At 66.2% G+C, this 21,170-nt stretch carries 22 protein-coding genes, 3 tRNA genes and 1 pseudogene; 3 read left to right on the top strand and 23 right to left on the bottom strand.

The genetic code is table 11. The annotated features are described in order from the left end of the window. Positions 1 to 27: 27 nt before the first annotated feature. From GNX96_RS08545 to GNX96_RS08520, 6 genes are all read right to left on the bottom strand, one after another. Positions 28 to 918, bottom strand: coding sequence for an MCE family protein (locus tag GNX96_RS08545; RefSeq protein ID WP_279579837.1), 891 nt, complete (start codon positions 916 to 918; stop codon positions 28 to 30). Beyond that, complete coding sequence (locus GNX96_RS08540) at positions 825 to 1,343, bottom strand: MCE family protein (RefSeq protein ID WP_163567649.1); 519 nt, start codon at positions 1,341 to 1,343, stop codon at positions 825 to 827. Before GNX96_RS08540 ends, GNX96_RS08545 begins: the two co-directional genes overlap by 94 nt. Before the next feature lie 11 nt (positions 1,344 to 1,354). Further along, on the bottom strand, positions 1,355 to 2,182 hold the full coding sequence (locus tag GNX96_RS08535) for an MlaE family ABC transporter permease (protein ID WP_163567648.1): 828 nt from the start codon (positions 2,180 to 2,182) through the stop codon (positions 1,355 to 1,357). Positions 2,183 to 2,186: 4 nt separating this feature from the next. Then, positions 2,187 to 2,963, bottom strand: coding sequence for an MlaE family ABC transporter permease (locus GNX96_RS08530; RefSeq protein WP_163567647.1), 777 nt, complete (start codon positions 2,961 to 2,963; stop codon positions 2,187 to 2,189). 64 nt (positions 2,964 to 3,027) lie between these two features. Then, positions 3,028 to 4,077, bottom strand: coding sequence for an ABC transporter ATP-binding protein (locus tag GNX96_RS08525; protein WP_163567646.1), 1,050 nt, complete (start codon positions 4,075 to 4,077; stop codon positions 3,028 to 3,030). A gap of 786 nt (positions 4,078 to 4,863) precedes the next feature. Then, on the bottom strand, positions 4,864 to 5,133 hold the full coding sequence (locus tag GNX96_RS08520) for a hypothetical protein (protein ID WP_163567645.1): 270 nt from the start codon (positions 5,131 to 5,133) through the stop codon (positions 4,864 to 4,866). A 98-nt stretch (positions 5,134 to 5,231) separates the two neighbouring features. Between GNX96_RS08520 and GNX96_RS08515 the strand changes: the two genes are divergently transcribed. Then, positions 5,232 to 5,600, top strand: a complete 369-nt coding sequence (locus tag GNX96_RS08515; RefSeq protein ID WP_163567644.1) for a hypothetical protein — start codon at positions 5,232 to 5,234, stop codon at positions 5,598 to 5,600. Here the strand turns inward: GNX96_RS08515 and GNX96_RS08510 are convergent. From GNX96_RS08510 to GNX96_RS08470, 9 genes are all read right to left on the bottom strand, one after another. Beyond that, complete coding sequence (locus GNX96_RS08510) at positions 5,581 to 7,608, bottom strand: hypothetical protein (protein ID WP_163567643.1); 2,028 nt, start codon at positions 7,606 to 7,608, stop codon at positions 5,581 to 5,583. The genes GNX96_RS08515 and GNX96_RS08510 overlap by 20 nt on opposite strands. 345 nt (positions 7,609 to 7,953) lie before the next feature. After that, positions 7,954 to 8,337, bottom strand: coding sequence for a 50S ribosomal protein L7/L12 (gene rplL, locus GNX96_RS08505; RefSeq protein ID WP_163567642.1), 384 nt, complete (start codon positions 8,335 to 8,337; stop codon positions 7,954 to 7,956). 67 nt (positions 8,338 to 8,404) lie between these two features. Then, a complete protein-coding gene (rplJ, locus tag GNX96_RS50220; RefSeq protein WP_279579836.1) occupies positions 8,405 to 8,971 on the bottom strand; it encodes a 50S ribosomal protein L10 in 567 nt (188 codons plus the stop codon). A 325-nt stretch (positions 8,972 to 9,296) separates the two neighbouring features. Next, complete coding sequence (rplA, locus tag GNX96_RS08495) at positions 9,297 to 10,013, bottom strand: 50S ribosomal protein L1 (RefSeq protein WP_163567640.1); 717 nt, start codon at positions 10,011 to 10,013, stop codon at positions 9,297 to 9,299. A gap of 88 nt (positions 10,014 to 10,101) precedes the next feature. After that, complete coding sequence (gene rplK, locus GNX96_RS08490; RefSeq protein WP_163567639.1) at positions 10,102 to 10,533, bottom strand: 50S ribosomal protein L11; 432 nt, start codon at positions 10,531 to 10,533, stop codon at positions 10,102 to 10,104. A gap of 44 nt (positions 10,534 to 10,577) precedes the next feature. Next, complete coding sequence (gene nusG / locus GNX96_RS08485; RefSeq protein WP_163567638.1) at positions 10,578 to 11,351, bottom strand: transcription termination/antitermination protein NusG; 774 nt, start codon at positions 11,349 to 11,351, stop codon at positions 10,578 to 10,580. 34 nt (positions 11,352 to 11,385) lie between these two features. Beyond that, positions 11,386 to 11,787, bottom strand: a complete 402-nt coding sequence (secE, locus tag GNX96_RS08480) for a preprotein translocase subunit SecE (protein WP_279579803.1) — start codon at positions 11,785 to 11,787, stop codon at positions 11,386 to 11,388. Positions 11,788 to 11,879: 92 nt separating this feature from the next. Beyond that, positions 11,880 to 11,952: transfer RNA gene (locus tag GNX96_RS08475), tRNA-Trp, on the bottom strand. 891 nt (positions 11,953 to 12,843) lie between these two features. Then, entirely contained in the window at positions 12,844 to 13,269 is a 426-nt protein-coding gene (locus GNX96_RS08470) for a pyridoxamine 5'-phosphate oxidase family protein (RefSeq protein ID WP_163567636.1), read from the bottom strand. A gap of 188 nt (positions 13,270 to 13,457) precedes the next feature. Here GNX96_RS08470 and GNX96_RS62910 point away from each other — a divergent pair. After that, positions 13,458 to 14,939 (top strand): annotated as a pseudogene (locus tag GNX96_RS62910) (peptide MFS transporter). 77 nt (positions 14,940 to 15,016) lie between these two features. Here GNX96_RS62910 and GNX96_RS08460 read toward each other — a convergent pair. From GNX96_RS08460 to GNX96_RS08430, 7 genes are all read right to left on the bottom strand, one after another. Continuing rightward, positions 15,017 to 15,856, bottom strand: coding sequence for an FAS1-like dehydratase domain-containing protein (locus tag GNX96_RS08460; RefSeq protein ID WP_163567635.1), 840 nt, complete (start codon positions 15,854 to 15,856; stop codon positions 15,017 to 15,019). A 6-nt stretch (positions 15,857 to 15,862) separates the two neighbouring features. Beyond that, positions 15,863 to 16,027, bottom strand: a complete 165-nt coding sequence (gene rpmG / locus GNX96_RS08455; protein WP_163567634.1) for a 50S ribosomal protein L33 — start codon at positions 16,025 to 16,027, stop codon at positions 15,863 to 15,865. A 405-nt stretch (positions 16,028 to 16,432) separates the two neighbouring features. After that, a tRNA-Met gene (locus GNX96_RS08450) sits at positions 16,433 to 16,505 on the bottom strand. Between the two features lie 20 nt (positions 16,506 to 16,525). After that, positions 16,526 to 16,601 (bottom strand) — tRNA-Thr (locus GNX96_RS08445). Between the two features lie 85 nt (positions 16,602 to 16,686). Beyond that, positions 16,687 to 17,427, bottom strand: coding sequence for an EAL domain-containing protein (locus GNX96_RS08440; protein ID WP_279579801.1), 741 nt, complete (start codon positions 17,425 to 17,427; stop codon positions 16,687 to 16,689). Positions 17,428 to 17,447: 20 nt separating this feature from the next. Further along, the gene (locus tag GNX96_RS08435; RefSeq protein WP_279579800.1) at positions 17,448 to 18,452 is read right to left on the bottom strand and encodes a sensor domain-containing diguanylate cyclase; all 1,005 of its coding nucleotides are present in this window, start codon (positions 18,450 to 18,452) and stop codon (positions 17,448 to 17,450) included. 5 nt (positions 18,453 to 18,457) lie between these two features. Continuing rightward, a complete protein-coding gene (locus GNX96_RS08430; protein WP_163567632.1) occupies positions 18,458 to 18,898 on the bottom strand; it encodes a hypothetical protein in 441 nt (146 codons plus the stop codon). 1,148 nt (positions 18,899 to 20,046) lie between these two features. Between GNX96_RS08430 and GNX96_RS08425 the strand changes: the two genes are divergently transcribed. Next, positions 20,047 to 20,361, top strand: a complete 315-nt coding sequence (locus GNX96_RS08425; RefSeq protein WP_163567631.1) for a hypothetical protein — start codon at positions 20,047 to 20,049, stop codon at positions 20,359 to 20,361. A gap of 59 nt (positions 20,362 to 20,420) precedes the next feature. Here the strand turns inward: GNX96_RS08425 and GNX96_RS08420 are convergent, their stop codons facing one another. After that, the gene (locus GNX96_RS08420; protein WP_279579799.1) at positions 20,421 to 21,002 is read right to left on the bottom strand and encodes a hypothetical protein; all 582 of its coding nucleotides are present in this window, start codon (positions 21,000 to 21,002) and stop codon (positions 20,421 to 20,423) included. Positions 21,003 to 21,170 lie beyond the last annotated feature (168 nt).

Raw genomic sequence — 21,170 nt, 5'->3', positions numbered from 1 at the left:
TCACCTCTTCCGTTCGATGTGAGAGCGTCACGACAAGCTCACCTGGGCTCCTCTGGCCATCGGCCCGAACAAGAGTGTGGCGACCGGTGGCACCTTGCTCGGCGACACCCCCAGCACCGGCGCCAGCATCAGGTCAATGGTCTGCCGGTCCGCGGTCGTACCAGCGGTGCCCATGTCGCCGCCGCGCGGATCCGCGCCGGCTGTCAGCAGGTCCGTCGTGGTGCCGCCCAGCGGCAGCGGGTTGCGGGCGATCCCGAAGTCGTAGCCGGACGGCGCCTGCGCTGCCGGGAACGGCACCGGTGGGTTCGGCATCCCCCAGCAGTTCGGGCCGCTGTTCGCGCCGTACTCCGGCTCGTCGTGGCCGGGCAGGTATTTGCCCTGGTTGCGAACGACTTCCACGGTGATGTGGATGCGGTTGTCGTAGATGATCTTCTCGGCCCTGGCCTCGGTGTCCGTCAGACCCTTGAGGAAGCATGGGAACTCCGGCGAATACTCGGCCAGCAGCTGCAGGATCGGCCGGGACGAGTCGGCCACCTGGATGATCTGGTTGCCGTTGGTCTCCAGCAGCTGCCGGGTGGTGTTCGCGGTGACCGTGGTGGACGCGAACAGCTTGGCGAGGTTGGTCTTCTGGTCGACCACTGTGTTCGCGGTGGTGGTCAGGTTCTTCAGCAGCGCGAGGATGTCCGGGGCGGCGTCCGCGTACGTGTTGCTGACCGACGCCAGCTTGCGGATGTCCGCCTGCAGCGCCGGCAGCGCGCCGTTGAGCTGACCCAGGTAGTCGTTCAGCGTCACCAACGTGTCGCCGAGCTCGTTGCCGCGCCCGTTCAGCGCGGTGGCCACCGCGTTGAGGGTGATCGACAACTTCTCCGGCTGCAGCGTGTGCAGCAGCGGCAGCAGCTCGTTGAGCACCTGCTGCAGCTCGGCGGAGTAGGCCGAGCGGTCCTGGAAGATGGTCTGACCAGCGCGAACACTGTCGCCGGAAGGCTGCTGCCCTGGGTGACCAGCGAGACGTACTTCTCGCCGAACAGCGTCTTGGGCAGCAGCTGCGCGATCACGTTGGCGGGAATCAGGCCGACGCTGTCGGGCTGCAGCGCCAGGGCGATCTTCGCGCCGGTCCCGTTGGTGGAGATCGTTCTCACGTCTCCGACAATCACCCCGCGCAGCTTCACGTCCGCGCCGGTGTTCAGCTGGTTGCCGGCCTGGTCGGTCTGCAGCGTGACCATCACGACCGGCGTGAAGACGTGCTGGAACTGCAGGATCGACAGGGTCACCAGGATGGCGAGCAGCAGCAGGAACCCCAGGCCCAGCAGCCGGGTTTTCAGCACCTCACCGAACTTGCTCATTCCCGTCCCCTCTACCCGGTGATCCGGACCGTCGTGGTGGCACCCCAGATGGCCAGGCTGAGGAAGAAGTCCACCACGTTGATGGCGACGATCGCGGTTCGTACGGCACGGCCCACCGCGGTGCCCACGCCAGCTGGGCCGCCGCTCGCGTAATAGCCGTAATAGCAGTGGATCAGCACCACGATGACGGCGAACACCAGCACTTTGACGAAGGACCAGAGGACGTCGACCGGGGGTAAGAAGAGATGGAAGTAGTAGTCGTACGTGCCGGCCGACTGCCCGTTGTAGAGCACCGAGATCGTACGGGTGGAAAGGTAGCTGGAGAGCAGCCCGATGATGTAGAGCGGGATGACCGCGATGAAGCCGGCGATCATCCGGGTCGTCACCAGGAACGGCAGCGACGGCAGGCCCATCACCTCGAGCGCGTCGACCTCTTCACTGATCCGCATCGCGCCCAGCTGGGCGGTGAAACCGCAGCCCACGGTCGCGGACAAGGCGAGGCCGGCGACCAGCGGCGCGATCTCGCGGGTGTTCACGTACGCCGAGACGAAACCGGTGAACGCGCTCGTACCGATCTGGTTCAGTGCCGCATAACCCTGCAGGCCAACCTCGGTGCCGGTGAAGAACGACATGAACGCGATGACGCCGATGGTGCCGCCGATGACCGCGAGACCGCCGGTCCCGAACGAGACCTCGGCGAGCAGCCGGAGAATCTCCTTCTTGTAGCGGGTGAGCGTGCGCGGAGTCCAGGCCAGCGACCGGACATAGAACGACATCTGGCCGCCCAGGTCGTCCAGGGCGGCGAGCGGTCGCTTGTAAAGCGAGCTCAGGTCGGCCATCTCCCTACGAGCCCTTCGCCGGCACGACCTGGAAGTAGATCGCGGTGACCACGAAGTTCACGAAGAACAGCAGCATGAACGTGATGACCACGCTCTGGTTCACCGCGTCACCGACGCCCTTGGGACCGCCGCCGGCGTTCATGCCCTTGTACGAGGCGACCACCGCGGCGATGAAGCCGAAGATCACCGCCTTGATCTCCGCCGACCACAGGTCCGGCAGCTGCGCGAGCGCGGTGAAACTGGCCAGGTAGGCACCCGGCGTACCACCCTGGATGATCACGTTGAAGAAGTAGCCGCCGGACACGCCGACCACACTGACCAGGCCGTTCAGCAGCAGGCCAATCAGCATGCAGGCGACCACCCTGGGCACCACCAGGCGCTGGATCGGGTTGATGCCGAGCACCTGCATCGCGTCCAGCTCTTCGCGGATCTTCCGGGAGCCGAGGTCCGCGCAGATCGCCGAGCCGGCGGCACCGGCGATGAGCAGCGCGGTGACGATGGGGCTCGCTTCGCGTACGACCGCGAGCACGCTCGCCGCACCGGTGAACGACTGCGCGCCGAGCTGCCGGGTCAGGGTGCCCAGCTGCAGCGCGATCACCGCGCCGAACGGGATGGACACCAGCGCGGTCGGCAGGATGGTCACCGACGCGATGAACCAGGCCTGCTGGATGAACTCACGGATCTGGAACGGCCGGCGCGGCAGCGACACGACCGTGTCCAGACCGAACGAGAACAGGTTCCCGGCGGTCCGCAGGCCGCCGGTGATCGGTTCGGAAGCCATCAGCTCCCGTTCCGGTCGGCGAGTGTGCGTGGTCGACGCTGACCAGGCTGGATGTGACATGCAGCTAACCCTCCACGCGGGGTAATGCCAGGGTGTCGTCGTCCGCACGGCCAGCGGGTTTGGTCCAGCCCGAACTCTGCGCGTGCCTGGCGTTGCCAGCAGAGCCTGCCACCCCGGGCGGGTCCTGGAACGAGCCGGGCGGCGGGGTGACCCCGTTCGCCTGGCACCACGCGCCCGGCGGGCGCTGGCCGGCCCGGACCTGGCCGTCGGTGGGCAGCAGCTGCAGCGCGATCGGCGGCAGCGGGGGCATCTCGTACCCGGCCTGCCGCTCGGCCTCCAGCTCACCCACGTCCTTCTCCTCCGACATCCCGATCGGGCCCTGCCGCTGGGCGTTCAGGAACTGTCTGACGACCGGTTCCTCGCTGGACAGCAGCATCTCCCGCGGCCCGAACATGGCCAGGTGCCGGCGGTAGAGCAGGCCGATGTTGTCCGGCACAGTACGCGCGGTGTTCACGTCGTGGGTGACGATCAGGAAGGTCGCGCCGATTTGCTGGTTCAGGTCGACGAACAGCTGGTTGATATATGCCGTGCGGACCGGGTCCAGGCCCGAGTCCGGCTCGTCCACCAGCACGATCTCCGGGTCCAGCACCAGCGCTCGGGCGAGGCCGGCGCGCTTGCGCATGCCGCCGGAGATCTCACCGGGCAGCTTGCGCTCGGTGCCGGCCAGGCCCACCATTTCCATCTTGTCGTCGACGATCCGCTTGACCTCGGACTCGGACTTGCGGGTGTGCTCGCGCAGCGGGAAGGCAATGTTGTCGTACAGGTTCATCGAGCCGAACAGGGCGCCGTCCTGAAACAGCACGCCGAACAGCTTGCGGACCTCGTAGAGCTTGCGCTCGGACAGCTTGGTGAGGTCGTTGCCCTGGATGGTGATCGAGCCGCGGTCGGGCTTGAGCAGCCCGATCAGGTTCTTCAGGAAGACCGACTTGCCGGTGCCGGACGGACCCAACAGCACCGAGATCTCGCCGGCCGGCAGCGTCAGGCTGACATCGGACCAGATGACCTGACGCCCGAAAGACTTGGTCAGACCCTCGACCTTGACCTCAACGCCCATCACGCACCCCCTCCCGGCTAACCGAACCAACGACCCTGGAAGTCGTAAGTGACGCGGAACGCATCATGCCGCCTACCGTCTCAGCTGTCCGTGGAATGCGCTGATTGCCGACGAGCTTGTGGCTCCGTACGGCAGCAGCGCCGAGGTCCGGCTGACCCGCTGCACCGAGGCTGTCACGTGACGCAGCCCACGGTGATCGGCATTACGTTACTTCCCAGTAACGGGTACGTCGAGTCACTCGTAGGAAGTCACAGCACGCAATTGTTCCTTACCGCACATAGGTGACAATCCCCTGCCCCCAGTTTTTGGCCCGCCAGCGCTCGCCCCTCGCGGCGCGGAATGCCAGGTCTGGGTGTTGCCTCACCACGTCGAGTGCGGGACTTTATCCCGCAGTCACCCTCGAGTGCGGGATAAAGTCCGACACTCGAGGAAATCCTGGTGTTCTGTCCAGCCAATCGGGCCGCTCTACATAGGGTGCGGCGCGAAACTGTCGTACCCGGGTGACATTTTGAGCCCCCGCCCTTTCAGAAGGGTGGGGGGTGGGTGGCGGGTTTTCATTACGTAAGTTGACGCGCGCGCGAGATAAGCGCGCGTTCAATTGGTCCAGAAAATGCCCGCAAATGCGCGATTGTCACTTTTTTTGCCCACCTACCGCGCTAGAACGGGCAACAAAGTGGCAATCGGGCACCACCATTGGATGTCCGATTGTCACGTCCCGGCTCATTTCCGCAGCTCAAGCACCGACCGTCGTGATAATCGGAATCCGATTGTGCAGTTCCATCAAGATCATGCTGTGGTTTCGAAAGGGAGTGGGTACGCGTCTGGGAAAGGACCGGTCACCCACAGCTGGCCGCGCACGCGGGCGTGCGTTGCTGGAGGATCGCCGGCCAGGAGGAGCAGCATGCCGGTGGCGCCGGGTGGTACGGACGCTGGCACATACAGGCCGTCGAGCAACTGGTTGTCGCTGCTGATCAGACCCATCCGGGGCGCTGGTGCGTCCTGCCACAGGTCGGCTGCCTCGACCGCCAGCCGGTGTGGATCCAGCTGCAGCGTCACCGGTGTCACGCCGATCGAGGTGAACCGCAGGGCCAGGCTCGAGCCGGCCGGCAGCGAGAGAGAACATCGGCGGCCAATCGGATCGCGGCGACCGGCTCTTGGACCGCGCGCTTGCGGAGCAGTTGAGCGTACGCGCCAAGCTCACCGGCGAGCGCCGATCCGACTTCCACTTCGCGGCTCTGGTCACCGGCGCGACCAGCAGCCGCGGCCCGCTCCCTGACTGGCCGGCGGCGGCGCGTACGCGCTCGGCCAATCGGCCAGCGGTGGCGAGCTCACCGTCGGCCACCGTGGTCCGGAACGTGCCGGCGAGGTCTCGCTGGTCAGGCTCACCGGAGGTCAGCAGCCAGTGCCAGGCCGTGCCGTCCGGCCACACCGCCAGCACTTCGTCGATGCCGGGCAGCCGCCAGGTCACCGACAGGACGGCTCCGGACAGCGGCAGGTCCATGCTCACACCGTCTCGGCTTTGAACGGGTCTTCCCGGTCGTGGCGCAGCCCAGGCGCGCTGTTGAACTTGTTCGCGAGGTCACTGAACTGGTCCGCGCGGAAAGTCAGGCTGTTGTCGCTCATCATGTTGGCCGTACCGTACGTGACCGCCTGCGGCGGCGCGGTGGTCCCCGGATTGACCGCGGTGGAGCCGGCGGCGGCACCCTGAGCGGCGGTCGCGGCGGCGGCCTGGGTGGTCAGCTGGGTGTGCATTGAGGTGGCCAGCGCGGCGATCGCCGGATCCTTCGGGGCGGTGGTCGCGACGGAGCCAGCCGGAGTGGCCATCACGGTGTCCACCTCCTGGCCGACCGCGGTGGTGAGCGCGGTGACACTGGTCTGCAGGACCGGCGTGATCTCCGCGCTGAGGAAGGCTCGTACGGCGTTCTGCGCCGCCAGCGTGGCGGCGCCGCGCGGATGGAACCGCTGATCGCGTGGGCCAGCGCCCGGCCGCTGGTCAGGGTGGCCGGCGTTGGGGTGACACCGAGGGCACGGAAAGCGGCGGCGACCGACAACGCGCTGGTCAGGTCGGTCTTGAGAGTCGCGGTGTTCAGGGCAGCCGGGGCGGCCGCGGAGAATGCCGCCCAACCGGCCGGCAGGGACTCCAGTTGGCGCAGGATCGAGCTGGACGGTCGTACCCGGTGGCACCCGGCCGGTCTGCAGCGCACCCACCGACTGATTAGTCACCGCCTGAGCGTCAGCCGCGGACGGGCCGCTCATCGCCGCTGCCCACAACCCGCTCGGGGTGATGCCGCTGCCCTGGATGTTGATGTTGATGCCGATCCCACCGACGTTGGCGGCCGTGTTGTGGACCGCCATCAGCGCGTTCCAGTACTGGCTGGTCACCAGTGCGTTGACGGCCGCCGGCGCCATCTCCGCCTTGACGACCTTCCCGGCCATCGCGGCCGCGCCCCTGGCCGAGCCGGTGACGCCACGTACGGCCGCGGCTACCCGAGGCGCGAGCCGGGCACTGGTCGGCGGCACGGCAGACTCGAACAGAGCGCGGACGGCCGGGTCGGAGATCGCGGCGCGCAACTGGCCGCCGAGCGCGGTGACCATCGGCACCGACCCACGCTTGAGCGCGGCCGCGATGTTGCCGGTGGCCCTGGCCAACTGGTCGTAGAGCGGGCGGGCGAGCGCGGCCAGCACCATCCGGCGCACCGCCTGGTTGTCCATCGCGGCCTGCCGCACGGCCGCGGTGCCTGGGTCCATGTCGTGCAACAGTGCGTGCATCTGTGGGTTGGACTGCGAATACTCGTCCGGGAGACCGATCAGGTGGCCGTACTCGTGGGCATAGATGGCGGTCTCGGGGAAGGGGTAGTTCGCGCCCTTGGTCATGTAGTAGTGGCCAGCGTCGATCGGATGCTGCGGACCGCCAGCCGTGGTCGCCTGCCCGAAAACCGCGATCTCCACGTCCGCCGGGGAGGCCAGGTCCCACACCGGCACCGCCCGGAACACCAGCGGCAGCTGGACCGGGCCGCCCGGGTCCGGCGAGAACCACGAGCCGACGCCGGTCTTGGGCTTGCGTACGCTCACCAGCTTCCCGCGGTTGTTCCAGGTGCCAGGTGCGTCGGTGCAGACCTTGGTCGCCCACGCGATCCGCGGGTCATTGGGCGCGAGCGCTGTCCTCGGCCCGGTGTTGCCACCAGTGGGCGTACGGGCCTGGTCGAAGAACCGGATGCGTACGGTCACGGTGGCCACCTCGGGCGTACCACCGCGGCTGATGTCGGCACGCGCGCCGGTGTTGCCGCCATAGACAGCCGGTGCCGCCGTCGCACCCGGACCGGCCTGGTTGAACAACGTCTCCTGCCGAGTCCCAAGCGTCACCGGCACCCGCTGGACAGCGGCCCGGTCGGCGGTCACGGCCCCGGTCACAGCCCGGTTGCCAGCGCTCTGTTGAAGACGCAGCAGCTCTTGGGTCGCCGTGCCCGCCCGGGACCGGGCCGGCGCGGCCCGGTCGCGCGAGTCCGCAGGTGTGCTCAGCCGATCCTTCATCAGCACCCCCGGGACACTCCGTCCGCGCTTTACCCCACGCTAGCGCAGTAACTTTGGCGGCAGTACCTGCCGCGCGCATCGATTCACGCCGGACGGGGCGCCCCCAAAAAAACGGGCACCCGGCAACGCGAATCGGTCGGCCTACGGCCGACGCGGTGTCTCCGGCGGCAGGGTTCCTGGCGAGGGTGGGTACGGCCGTCAGCCTCTGGATCGCTTCCCCGGATCCGTCATCAGCCCTCTCTCACCTCACCGATGCACGAGAGCCCACCAACGGTTTCCTCCAAGGGGAAAACCAACAGGGCGGCCATCCGGAGGATGACCGCCCTGTTGGGATGAAACGTGGAACTACTTGAGGGTGACGGTCGCGCCGGCGCCTTCGAGCTGCTCCTTGGCCTTCTCGGCCGCTTCCTTGTTGACCTTCTCCAGGACGGCCTTGGGAGCACTGTCGACCAGGTCCTTGGCCTCTTTCAGGCCGAGGGAGGTCAGCGCGCGGACCTCCTTGATGACCTGGATCTTCTTCTCACCAGCGGCCTCGAGGACGACGTCGAACTCGTCCTTCTCGGCCTCGGCCGGCGCGGCGTCAACCGGGCCACCAGCGGCCGCGATGGCGACCGGAGCGGCGGCGGTGACGTCGAAGGTCTCCTCGAACTCCTTCACGAAGTCCGAGAGCTCGATGAGCGTCATTTCCTTGAACGCGTCGAGCAGTTCAGTGCTGGACAGCTTCGCCATGTCAGGTTTTCCTTTCGTGCACATTCGGGGCCGGCAGCCGACCCGCAGATCTTTCGGGTTCGGGCTGCTAGCCCTCGGCGCCAGCCTCGGCGGCTGCGTCGGTCGTACCAGCGGCCGGGGACTCGGCCGCCTTCTTCTCCTGCAGGGCGGCCATCGTACGGGCGAACTTGGAAGCCGGCGCTGCGAAAACAGCGGCCGCCTTGGCCATGTTGCCCTTCATGGCACCAGCCAGCTTGGCCAGCAGAATCTCGCGGGATTCCAGGTTGGCCAGCTTGGTGATGTCCTCGGCGGTCGCCGCGCGACCCTCGATGACACCGCCCTTGATCACCAGCAGCGGATGCGCCTTGGCGAAGTCGCGAAGGTGCTTCGCGGCCTCGACCGGGTCGCCGCCGACGAACGCGATGGCCGTCGGGCCGACGAAAAGCCCGTCCAGCCCGTCCAGCCCGGCGTCCTTGGCAGCCCGCGAGGTGAGGGTGTTCTTGGCGACGGTGTATGTCGTCTCGCGCCCCAGCGAGTGACGCAGCTCGGTCAGCTGCGCCACCGTGAGGCCGCGGTATTCGGTCAGCACCGTAGCGGACGAGTCACGGAACTTGCCCGCGAGCTCGGAGACCGCCTGGACTTTCTCGGACTTCACCGTTGTCTCGGCAGCAGTGGCCACTTCGACCTCCTCTCGTACAGCTCGGCTGGCGCCCCACGGAACGAAAAAAACGCCCCGGCGCGAGAAGGCACGGGGCGTGGGGCGAGCTGCTCTTTCGAGGCCCGGCAACACTGTCCGTCCATCCTGCGCGGGCCGCTCACACGTTCGTGAGCCCTTCGGCCGAGCCCTACGGCCCAGCAACCAGCGGTCTTCGGTTGGATCAACTACTGAATATACGTCACCGCTCGTACCCGCTGCGCGGCACCCCCACAAACGCCACGATGCCCTGCCGCTTTCGCAGCAGGGCATCGTGGAAACCGAACTAGGCGGTCGCGTCGTCCTCGACGAGGAAGTTGCGGGTCCGGTTCGGGTCGACCTGAATGCCCGGGCCCATCGTGGTGGCGAAGGTGACCTTCTTCAGGTATTTGCCCTTGGCCGCGCTGGGCTTGGCCCGGCTGACCTCGTCGAGCGCGGCGGCGTAGTTCTCCACCAGCTTCTCCACGTCGAAGCTCGCCTTGCCGATCACCAAGTGCAGGTTGGACTGCTTGTCCACCCGGAAGTTGATCTTGCCACCCTTGATGTCGTTGATCGCCTTGGTGACATCGGGAGTGACGGTGCCGGTCTTCGGGTTCGGCATCAGGCCGCGCGGGCCGAGGATCCGGGCGATCTTGCCGACCTTGCCCATCTGGTCCGGAGTGGCGATGGCGGCGTCGAAGTCCAGCCAGCCGCCCTGGATGCGCTCGATCAGGTCTTCCGAGCCGACCTCGTCGGCGCCGGCGGCGGCGGCCTCGACGGCCCGGTCACCGATCGCGAACACGATCACCCGGGCGGTCTTGCCGGTGCCGTGCGGCAGGTTGACCGTGCCGCGGACCATCTGGTCGGCCTTGCGCGGGTCGACGCCGAGCACCATGGCGACCTCGACGGTCGCGTCGTACTTGGTCACCGAGGTCTGGGTGGCCAGGCGCGCGGCCTCCAGCGGGCTGTAGAGCTTCTCCCGGTCCACCTCGGCGGCCTTGCGGTATCCCTTGCTGCGCTTCACGTGCTTTCCCTTCGATTCCTGCTGGGGTGTGGTTGGCGGGCCAGCGCGTGGCCCTCCCACGTACGGGCGGATGGTCCGCCCGCGACAACTACTGACCGACGTTGATGCCCATGGAGCGGGCCGTGCCGGCGATGATCCGCTCGGCCTGGTCGATGTCGAGGGCGTTCAGGTCGGCCATCTTCAGCTCGGCGATCGCGCGGACCTGGTCCTTGCTGACCGTGGCGACCTTGAGGCGGTGCGGCTCGCCGGAGCCCTTCTCGATGCCAGCGGCCTTCAGCAGCAGCCGGGCGGCGGGTGGCGTCTTGGTGACGAAAGTGAAGGACCGGTCCTCGTAGACCGAGATCTCCACCGGCACCACGTCGCCACGCTGGGCCTCGGTGGCCGCGTTGTACGCCTTGCAGAACTCCATGATGTTGACGCCGTGCTGGCCGAGCGCCGGACCCACTGGCGGCGCCGGGGTGGCCGCGCCGGCCTTGATCTGGAGCTTGATGATGGCCGAGAGCTTCTTCTTCGGGGGCATGTCTGTCTTTCCTGAGGTGATGTCTGGCTGGGAGTGGTGGGTGGCTAGATCTTCGAGACCTGGTTGAAGTTCAACTCCACCGGAGTTTCCCGGCCGAAGATCGAGACCAGCACCTTCAGCTTCTGGGCGTCCGGGTTGATCTCGCTGATGCTGGCCGGCAGGGTCGCGAACGCGCCCTCGGTGACCGTGACCGAGTCACCGACCTCGAAGTCTACGACCTTGATGGACTGCTTGGCCGGCTCCTTCTCCACCGTCGGAGCAAGGATCTTGACGACCTCTTCCAACGACAGCGGGCTGGGCCGGTCGGCCCGGGTGGTGGCACCGACGAAGCCGGTGACGCCGGGGGTGTTGCGAACCGCGGACCAGGACTCCGGCGAGAGCTCCATCCGGACCAGGATGTAGCCGGGGAAGACCTTGGCCTGCACCTGCTGGCGCTTTCCGTTCTTGACCTCGGTCACCTCCTGGGTGGGGACCTCGATCTGGAAGATGAAATCCTCCATGTCCAGCGACGAGATCCGGCTCTCCAGGTTGGTCTTCACCTTGTTCTCGTAGCCGGCGTACGAGTGCACGACATACCACTCGCCGGGGGCGATCCGGAGCGCCTCACGGAGCTCCTCCACCGGGTCGACCTCGTCGGCCTCCTCGGCTGCCTCGCCCTCGGCTGCCTCGTCCTGCTCGTCGCCCACCGCTTCAACGTCGCCCTGGGCGTCGGCGTCAACCACACCGACGGGTGCGGTCTCGCCGGCCTCGACGCCGTCAACTGACGGGCCGGCCTCGTCCAACTCGGGCACGCGTTCGCTCTCTTCCTGGTTTGACATTGCCTTACTCAGCCTTACTTGGTTTCGCCGGTGGCTAGCTGCTGGTGCCGCCGCCGAAGACGAGCAGCGCCAGCCGCTCGAAGCCGACATCCAGCCCGGCGACCAGGGCGACCATGACCACCAGGAACACGACCACGACCAGCGTGTAGGTGATCAGGTCCTTACGGGTCGGCCAGATCACCTTGCCGAGTTCCGCGACGACCTCCCGGACGAACCGCAGCACCCAGCAGCTGACCGGATTCGTACGCCCGCCGCCACGCTTGGACTTCGGGCGGTCCGACTTGCGGTCGCTCTTGTCCGATGAGCGCCGCGACTCGCCGGACTCCTCAGCGGAGTCGTCAACCGCATCAGCGTCGTCCTGCGTCGTGTCGGTGTCGTCCGGCAGCACCGCGTCAGCCTCATCGTCGGCCGGTGCGGAGCCTTTGCCCTTAGCCACGCTCGCCTCTTCCATCGTCGGTTTCCCACCGGGAAACGGCCGGTGTCACGTCGTTGTTCCGTGTCTTGGAGCGCCACCGTCGCCCAACAGTGCAGGGGTGACAGGACTCGAACCTGCAACCTGCGGTTTTGGAGACCGCTGCTCTACCAATTGAGCCACACCCCTCTGACCTGCACCGCGTCTTTTTGCGACAACCGGCCCGCACGCGCCGACTGCCGATCCAACCCGGCCGAACCACACTGCCTCCCGCCAACAAGCCCCTGCCAGGGGCATGCTTGCACAGAGGGCGGTGTGACCCCAGTGCGCCAGTGTAACGAACCCACTGTGGGTTCTCCCCATCCGGGATCCGTATTTCTGGCGGCAGTGCCTGCCGCGCACGTCGTTTCTGGCGGCAGTGCCTGCCGCGCGCATCGAATCACGTCGGACGGGGCGCCCAAAGAGCGGGCACCCCGGCGACGTCATTCGGTCGGCCTACGGCCGACGCGGTGGTGGTCGAGCTGGGAGCATCCCTGTCGCGTCTGCGGCTGACGTGACGGATGAGGCGCCTTTGTTGTTGATCAACACAGTCAGCCGGAACAAGTCACTCCAGCAACTACAGCCTCAGACACCTCAGGACACGTCAAAATTTTCGTCGACGCGCGTCCTCAAACCCACCCCCCACCCGATCTGGGTGGGGGCTAATTTAGACAGGGGGGTACGACAGTTTCGCGCCGTAGCGGGTACCTCGGTGGAGCACCTAACGCACACATCGTGGCGAAGCCGGGATCACGCCGCCCAACCGCGGGCGGTGGACGTAGCTCGCCGTGAGAGTAGTGGTGCCCGCCCTTTTGGGCACCCACCCGACTCGACCACAACGCGCCGTACACGCCCAACTCATCCACCACCGCGCCGCGCCCACCCAACCCAACACAACCCCCCCGCGCCGTGCCTACCCCCAACCCAACCCAACCACCACCGCGTCGGCCGTAGGCCGACCAACTCGCGCCGCCGGGGTGCCCGCCCTTTGGGCACCCCGTCCGGCGCGAGTTGACGCGCCGCGGCAGGAACTGCCGCCAGCTACTCAGAGTAGTCGGCCGTGATCCAGCGGTCTGGTCGTACGGTGAACAGGGCCGCACCTTCGCCGGGCATGGCGGCCGCGAACTTCTTGCCGTCTTCCTCACCGAGATAGCGGATCGCGATCGCTTCCCGGATGTCGGTCGGAGTCGGCTTCGCCACGTCGATGATGGTGCCTTCGACGATGACGTACTGGTACGGCGGCTCTTCCTGTTGGACGATGACGGTCACCGCGCCGGCCTTCTCCCATGCCCGCGCTTTGCGACTGGCGGCGCCGGTGTTGATCAGGATGTTGCCGCCCGGCTCGTATCCGTACCAGATCGGTAGGGCCACTGGCGGTCGCCCGTCGTCTGCAGCCGCGGCGACCACCGCCACGTGCTTGCCCGCCAGGAACTTCTGCCGGTCCTCTTCGCTGAATGGCTTGGACATCTGGACCCCTCGTCGGTTGGGAGAGCTGTGACCGGAGCAACCAGCCGGCTGCCGAGTTGATTCCGGGCCGGGTTGCCGGTTTTGGCCGGTAACAGTGTGATAACTCCGTACCTTTCCAGGCCCCCGCTGCGACTGCCAGCACTAGGGTCCGGAGGATCTGACATCCAGCGACGAACGAGGTCACACCTGTGAGCGCGCCGACGGCGGAATCCGCCCCTCGCGACACCCGTTTCTTCGGCCAGCCGCTTGGGCTGGCGACATTGTTCAGCACCGAGTTCTGGGAACGTTTTTCTTATTACGGCATGAAAGCGATCCTGCTTTTCTATATGTACTACGAGACCACCCAGGGCGGCCTCGCGATCCCGAAGGCCACCGCGGCCGCGCTGGTGTCGATCTACGGCGCGATGATCTACATGAGCCAGGTGCTGGGTGGCTGGGTCGCGGACCGGCTGCTGGGCAACCAGCGTTCGGTGCTGACCGGTGGCGTCATCATCATGCTCGGCCACATCACGCTATCGATCCCCGGCGGCGGGCAGCCGGCGCTCTATATCGCCCTGCTTCTCATCATCATCGGCACCGGTCTGCTCAAGACCAACGTGTCCAAAGTGGTCGGTGACCTGTACGACAAGAAAGACCAGCGCCGGGATGCCGGGTTCAGCATTTTCTACATCGGCATCAACGCCGGCGCGTTCCTCGCGCCACTGGTGTCGGCGCGGTGTACGGCGCGACGAATTTCCACGTCGGCTTCATCTGCGCGGCGGTCGGGATGGCACTGGGCCTGGTCACGTACACCCTCAGCCGACGCCTGCTGGGCAGCGCGAGCGCCCACCCGATCAGCCCGCTGACAGCGGAAAACCGTGGTTCGGTGTTCCGCAACATCGGGATCGGCCTGTGTGCGCTGATCGTGCTGATCGCGATCGCTGGCTTCTTCCGGCTGTTGACAGTCGGTTTACTGGTGAACGTTGTCAGCGTGCTGAGCATCCTGCTCCCGATCGCGTATTTCACCGTCATGCTCAGAAGTCCGCGTACGAGCGCGGTGGAGAAGTCGCGACTTTGGGCATATATCCCGCTTTTCGTCACGTCGGTAGTTTTCTGGCTGATCGAGGAGCAGGGCTCGGTGGTGCTGGCGATCTTCGCCGACCAACGTACTGACCTGCACGCGTTCGGCATCACCCTGCTGCCGTCTTTCTTCCAGAGCATCACCGCTCTGGGTCATTGTGCTCGCCCCGATTTTCGCTTGGGCGTGGACAAAACTCGGCAGCCGGCAGCCGTCGACACCGCACAAGTTCGCGTACGGTGTGGCGATCGCCGGGTTGTCGTACATCCTCATGACGGTGCCTGGGCTGCTGTACGGGACGACCGTCAAGGTGAGCCCGTTCTGGCTGGTGGGCAGCTACTTCATCGTCATCGTCGCGGAAATGCTGGTCTCGCCGGTCGGCCTGTCCACCACCACCCGGCTGGCACCGGCCGCCTTCGCCTCACAGACGATGGGCCTGTGGTTCCTGTCCGACGCGGCCGCCCAGGGCATCAGCGCCCAGGTGGTCGGCTTTTACCAGGCCAGCACCGAAGTTTTCTACTTCGGCGCGATTGGCGTGGGTGCGATCGCGGTCGGAGTGCTGCTCTACTTGGCGACTCCGGCAATCGTGCAGCGAATGGAAGGCATCAACTAGGAGCGCCGAACTTTGCCGCATCGACGCGATGTGCGCCAAACGCACGCATCGCGTCGATGCGGTCGGCCGGGTTCGAGTTAGACGGGCGGGCGTACGAGTGCGCGGGCCCGGTTGAGGACCTTCTCGCCGTCGACGGTGACCGTGAGGTCGACCTGGACGCGGCCGTCGTCGAGTTCCTTGGTCACCTTGGCCGAGACCGTCAAGGTCGTGCCGGTGTCGTCGTCAGGGACCTCTACGAGGCTGGAGAACTTCACCGCGTACTCACTGACGGCGGCCGGGTCGCCGGCCCAGTCGGTGAGCGTACGAGCGGCCACCGCCATCGTGTACATGCCGTGCGCGATCACCCCCGGAAGACCCAGCGCCCGAGCGGCGCGGTCGTTCCAGTGGATCGGGTTGAAGTCGCCGGACGCGCCGGCGTAGCGGACCAGGTCGGCCCGGGTGACGGTGAACTGGCGCTGCGGGATCTCGGCGGTCACTCGGACTCCTCGGGCCGGTGCAGCAGCGTGGCGGTCGCGGAGGTGACCGCCCGCCGCACCATCCACAGTGGACACCTCGGTCTTCACCGTGTAGATCTCGGCGCCGGAAATGCGGCGCAGGCTCTCAATACTGGTACGGCTGACCAGCCGGTCACCGGCCACGATCGGGCGGTGATGGACGAACCGCTGGTCGCCGTGCAACAGCCGATGCAGACGCAGGCCCAGATCGGCGATCACCTGGTTCAGCGCACCGAAGCTGATCACCGTGACGAAGGTCGGTGGAGCGACCACGTCCGGATGACCCAGCTTGGTGGCAGCCGCCGAATCGCCGAAAGCCGGGTTCGGGTCGCCCATGGCGGCCGCGAACTCGGCAATCTTCTCCGCACTGACCAGATAGGGCCGGTCGCTCTCGTACGTCCGGCCGACGACCTCGTCAGTCACTGGCGGCTAGCGGGTCTCGCGGTGCGCGGTGTGCTTGCCGCAGTTGGGGCAGAACTTCTGCAGCTCCATGCGGTCGGGGTCGTTGCGACGGTTCTTCTTGGTGATGTAGTTGCGGTTCTTGCACTCCACACAAGCCATCGTGATCTTCGGGCGGACGTCGGTGGAAGCCACGGCGCAGAGCCTCTTTCACATCAGGGCGTACGCCGAGGGACCTCAGGCGCACATCAACACGGACTATCAATCAGGATAGCTGTCCGGCCAGAACGACCGCACAGCCCTCCATCTTACGTCAACACCGTCACCACGTACGCCCCACCCGGACGCCAGACGGACCACAACCATAGAGACGGTCACCATGCGGACGGACGCAACCACAGGAACGGTCACCATACAAACGCGAACGCCACCACAGGGACGGAACCCAGCCCCGGCGCGAACGCGCCACCCACTGCCAGACTCAGCACATCGGGGGGTCCGGGGGCTTGCCCCCGGGGCGGGGTCTGAGGGCCCCGCCCCCAGGGCAATGCGAACGTGACCAGGTCCGCGCTCTCCGCGGACACACGTCACCAATCACGGTAGCGGTGGCCGGACTTGAACCGGCGACACAGCGATTATGAGCCGCTTGCTCTACCATCTGAGCTACACCGCCGCAACGAGCTGCGGCTCGCTTGGAGCCCCTTTACGGAATCGAACCGTAGACCTTCTCCTTACCATGGAGACGCTCTGCCGACTGAGCTAAAGGGGCCAGTCTTGGTCGCGGACCGACTGCTTCCGAACCGAGTTAGAGCGTACACGGCGGCCTTGGGTGCTGTGAAACGGGTTCCGGTAGTTCAGAGCCGGACGACGCGCAGGCCGCGCAGGGCTCCTTCGCCGGTGGGTTCGGTACGGGCCGCCATCCAGGAGTCGAGCCGCTCCGGCGGCAGCGGCCGGGAGAACAGGAAGCCCTGCGCGATGTCGCAGCCGATGTCGCGCAGGAGGTTGAGGGTCATCTCGGTCTCAACGCCTTCGGCCACCACAGTGATGCCGAGGTGCCGGGCGAGGTCGACGATCGACCGTACGATCGCGAGGTCGCTGGCGTCGGTGGCCATGTTGAGTACGAACGACTTGTCGATCTTGAGTTCGTCGACCGGCAGGTGGCGCAAGTACGACAGGGACGAGAAGCCGGTGCCGAAGTCGTCGAGAGAGAGCCGGATGCCCTGGTCTCGCAGCGACTGCAGGCCCGGCAGCGGCCGCTCGGCGTCGGAGGCGAGGCCGCCCTCGGTGATCTCCAAAGTCAGGTGCGCGGGGTCGATCGCGTGCTCTTCGAGGAGCGCGGCGACCTCTACCGGGAAGTCCACATCGCTCAGGCAGCGCGGCGACAGGTTGACCGCGAGGTCGATCTGCCGCCCCTCGGCCCGCCAGGTGGCCAGCTGCGTGAGGGACTGACTGAGCACCTCGATCGTCAGCGCCACGATCAGGCCGGAATTCTCCGCGACCGGGATGATGTCGGTCGCCGAGACCAGGCCCCGGTCCGGGTGGTTCCAGCGTACGAGCGCCTCGACACCCACGAGCGCGTCGTTCGACAGCGCCACCTTGGGCTGGAAATGGGTGCTCAGCGAGCCGGACTCGATCGCCCCCGGCGCAGGTCGCCGGCGAGGCCAATCCGCGCCACGCTCCGGGACTCCAGGGCGGCGCTGTAGATCTGTACGCCCCGCGGGTTCTTGACCGCTTCCCGCTGCGCCACCTCGGCCCGTTGCAGCAAGCCGTTCGCGTCCGACGCGTGGTCGGGATAGAGCGCGACACCGACCGAGCTGGTGATGTCGAACGGCACCCCGTCCGTACCGCTGGCTTCGGTGAGGACGTACTGCAGTGCCACCGCCGTCGCCACCGCACTGTCACTACCGTCCACTCTCAACAGAATGGCGAACTCGTCGCCGCCGACCCTGGCCACCAGCGCGCCGTCCGGTGCCCGCGCGGACAACCGGCTGCCCACCTCGGCGAGCAACTTGTCGCCCACGTCATGGCCGAGCGTTTCGTTGACCTCGCGGAATCCAGCCAGATCCAGGAAAAGCAGCGCCACAGCCTCGCCCGGCGCCGGTTGCACACCCAACGCCTCGGTGATCGCGGACGTCAACCGCCGCCGGTTCGGCAACCCGGTCAACGCATCGTGGTACGCGTCGTGCCGCAACCGATCAATCAACCTGGAATTCTCGACCGCGACAGCGGCGTGCGCAGCCAACGTCTCCATCAACCGTACGTCTTCGCGCTTGAAGTACTCAAGATCACCGAGCCGGTTGACCACCTCAAAACAGCCCACGACCGCATCGCCCGACCGCAGCGGAACCGCGATGATGTCACGGACCCCTCGCGCCGCAATCGGTCCTTGAAGCGCCTCCTCAGCAGAACGATGGCGAGGGGCTATATACAGGGTTTCTCCTTGTTGAAGCACATGTCTTTCGATCGCGTCTGTCTGAGTCGATTCGTCAGCGACCTCGTCGACGACGCCATTGGCGTCAATGCGAGCCGTGAGCCGCACTTCCGGATATCGCCGCTCAGCCGGGATCCAGAGAGTGGCGCTCTCCGCGTTCAGCAATTCTCGCGCTCGCGTGAGCAACACGTCTGCTATCGCGCCTCGTTGCGGGCAGCGGCCACAACCGTGGTGAAATCGTACAGATCAGACAGGTTCTTATTCTGCCGAAGAAATCGCGCGAAAGTCCTATATCCGACTACAAGTACAGCCCCGAGTACGAACAACAGCGACAGGGCGTAGGGATTGACCGACAGGACAATCAAAACGACCAAAGCGGTCGCCACGTTGAGAGCACCAGTCACCGCGGAGTACAAGAGGGTGCGGAGCACGTGAGCGCCCGGAGTTACGCCCTGGACTACGCAGATCACCGCCACTACTGAACAGAAGCCAAACCCCATCGCAGCGCCGCCGCTGGCAAACGCGGCGAGCCAACCGCTCCAGCTCGTCGGATCGTGCTGATCTATCCGGTCGAATACCAGAACGGCGATCGCGACCTCAGCAGCGTACGAGAGCCCGTTGTAGACGGACTTCATTACCGACGCGCGTCGCACCGTGAACAAGATGAGGATGGCGACTATCCGCGCAACCAGGATGCCAGCTGGCGGGGAGGGTGAACAGCCCGATAACCAAGGCAACTTCGGAGAGCGAAAAAGACTGCACCTGTCTGCGCAACTGCAGGTGGATCTGAGTGCTCTCGCAGACGAGGAAAACGAGAGTCAGGACCGCGACCAGGATGGGCGACCCCAACGGCAGTCCTGCCGTTTCGTACCGCCCGGCCAGCACGCCGATAGTAATGACGGCCAACACGCCGTCCAGCGCAAACAGCATCCAAAGGCGAGAACGACTCGCAGAGTCCCTCGGCTGAGGCGCGATCATAGGAGCTCCCGACCCAGGTTTCCGCTTTGTTACATAGTCGTTAGTTCCAGCCGTTACCAGCCGGTTGATCAACCAACGCATTCCAGCTGACACCGTCGGGTAGTGCTGGCGCGTTGTCAGCCGAGTCTGCGACCGAAGCAGACGCATGTGATATCAGTACCACGGCCAACGAGCCGGCGACGACGCCGAGAGCAACGAACGCCACGACTGCTGAGGCCACCGCTACCACCACCTCCGCACAGTTGCTGTCATCTGTCGTGCCCCCACCGGTTACGCACGGCCACCACCGCGCGAGGATCCATCAAGCTGCCCGGGTATTCCCTGGCCGACTCTCATCTTCGCATGAATGGAAGGCCGCGCAAGCGGCTTCAGCCGTTCGGTTGAGAGGCTAGACCAGGCAAACGTCCCATATCTGACGGCCCACAGTGGACAGTGATTTCGAGGCGCCTCCCACTCGCGAAGAATGTCGGTTAAGTCGCAAGTAAGGCTACATCAGGTCCATACCAAAACGAGCAAAACAACGCATCTACCAGCGATTACTTTCCGTGAGGTGGATGCGACCCACTATCACGCGGACTCACGGCGCGTCATGGTCCCTACCCTTCTCCGAAGGCGGTCCGGCACTCTAGGCTTACAAGCGTGCTCGCCGCGTGTGCGGCTACACAGCACAGGTGAAATCGAGCTGCTGACCGTCGGAGGAACCATGCGGATGGGGGCGGAGTGATCGATCGGTCATATTGGTGGTTGGATCCTCAACGTTGCCGCTCTGACTTCATTCGCCGACAGAACCGTCTATGCCGAGTCCGTGCTCCGAGTCGCCCGCACGCACGCGCTGACTCTGCTTGTCCCCGACAGCGCCCTCTACGACGCGTACGACGCCCGCCCCAACGGCGGTCCGGCGCTGGCCCGACTGCTCTCCGAGCCGGCCACCTGGCTGCACGACCGGGCCGAGGTGCCGTCCGACGCGATGAACCAGTTCTACAACCTGGCCGAGGGTGACACCACCGCGGCCCACGTCGCTTACCTGGGCAGCAAACGCGGCTGGCCGGTCCTCACCGACAAGAGCGCCGCGACCGCGCTCCAGCGGATCGTCCCCGATCTCTGGATCGTCCCAGCGTAGACAGACAAAAACCGGGCGGACCCCGCTAAGGGATCCGCCCGGTTTCGTACGCTAAGACCTCAGCGACCTCGGGTCGTACGCTGGAAGCGGTACGTCCGCACCGCGAGCAACATCGCCGCGAGCAGGGCCAGCCCGTGCGCCAGCAGGCCGTTCCAGACCATCGCCATCGGCGCCGCGTGCGCGACCCGGAGCGCGTCGTGCACAGACAGACAGCCGGCCGACCAGGCCAGCAGACCGGCAGACAACCAACCGAAGCCGACGACGAACCGCCGCGGCAGCAGCAGCCGACCGGCCGACCGCACCGCCAGCGCGGCCAACAGTCCAATGAGGACAGCCACCGACGGAACCCATTCGGGCACCAGGACAACCGCGGCGACCTCGTCCGACATGTACAGCTGCAGAAGGACCGCCACCAACGCGGCCGAAGCCGCGATCACCGCGGCCCAACTGCGGCCGACGACCAACGCTTCACGCAACTGCCGCTTGGCCGCGATCTCGAACGGTGACTCGCGACGAACCGGTACCGCGACCAGGCTGCTGTCGATCATCCGGACCACTGGGCGGACACCCGGAGCCCGTCGCTGCACCGGTGCGAATCGCACCGTCGTTCGCCGACGTACGCCGGTCGCTACCCCCGTCATGCCCTCTCCCACCGTTGCCACTTCATTGATGATGGTTGCCCCGAAGTGGAAAAACATCCATCTATGGGCGGTGACCCCTACTGACTAAAGGAGGATTCTTGGTCCGCCTCAGGCCGCCGCCGGTAAACCCTTGCACTTAGAAAGACGCTCGCCGCGAAGACCCGGTTG

This window comes from Fodinicola feengrottensis, from assembly GCF_010993775.1.
GTDB lineage: Bacteria > Actinomycetota > Actinomycetes > Mycobacteriales > HKI-0501 > Fodinicola > Fodinicola feengrottensis.
This window is presented reverse-complemented; position numbering and strand designations above follow the sequence as displayed.

Bases quoted from the DNA above. Each gene is read 5' to 3' on its own strand.
- GNX96_RS08540 (WP_163567649.1), bottom strand. From the start codon at position 1,343: ATGAGCAAGTTCGGTGAGGTGCTGAAAACCCGGCTGCTGGGCCTGGGG.
- GNX96_RS08535 (WP_163567648.1), bottom strand. From the start codon at position 2,182: ATGGCCGACCTGAGCTCGCTTTACAAGCGACCGCTCGCCGCCCTGGAC.
- GNX96_RS08530 (WP_163567647.1), bottom strand. From the start codon at position 2,963: ATGGCTTCCGAACCGATCACCGGCGGCCTGCGGACCGCCGGGAACCTG.
- GNX96_RS08525 (WP_163567646.1), bottom strand. From the start codon at position 4,077: ATGGGCGTTGAGGTCAAGGTCGAGGGTCTGACCAAGTCTTTCGGGCGT.
- GNX96_RS08510 (WP_163567643.1), bottom strand. From the start codon at position 7,608: ATGAAGGATCGGCTGAGCACACCTGCGGACTCGCGCGACCGGGCCGCG.
- rplL (WP_163567642.1), bottom strand. From the start codon at position 8,337: ATGGCGAAGCTGTCCAGCACTGAACTGCTCGACGCGTTCAAGGAAATG.
- rplK (WP_163567639.1), bottom strand. From the start codon at position 10,533: ATGCCCCCGAAGAAGAAGCTCTCGGCCATCATCAAGCTCCAGATCAAG.
- nusG (WP_163567638.1), bottom strand. From the start codon at position 11,351: ATGTCAAACCAGGAAGAGAGCGAACGCGTGCCCGAGTTGGACGAGGCC.
- GNX96_RS08470 (WP_163567636.1), bottom strand. From the start codon at position 13,269: ATGTCCAAGCCATTCAGCGAAGAGGACCGGCAGAAGTTCCTGGCGGGC.
- GNX96_RS08430 (WP_163567632.1), bottom strand. From the start codon at position 18,898: ATGAAGTCCGTCTACAACGGGCTCTCGTACGCTGCTGAGGTCGCGATC.
- GNX96_RS08420 (WP_279579799.1), bottom strand. From the start codon at position 21,002: ATGACGGGGGTAGCGACCGGCGTACGTCGGCGAACGACGGTGCGATTC.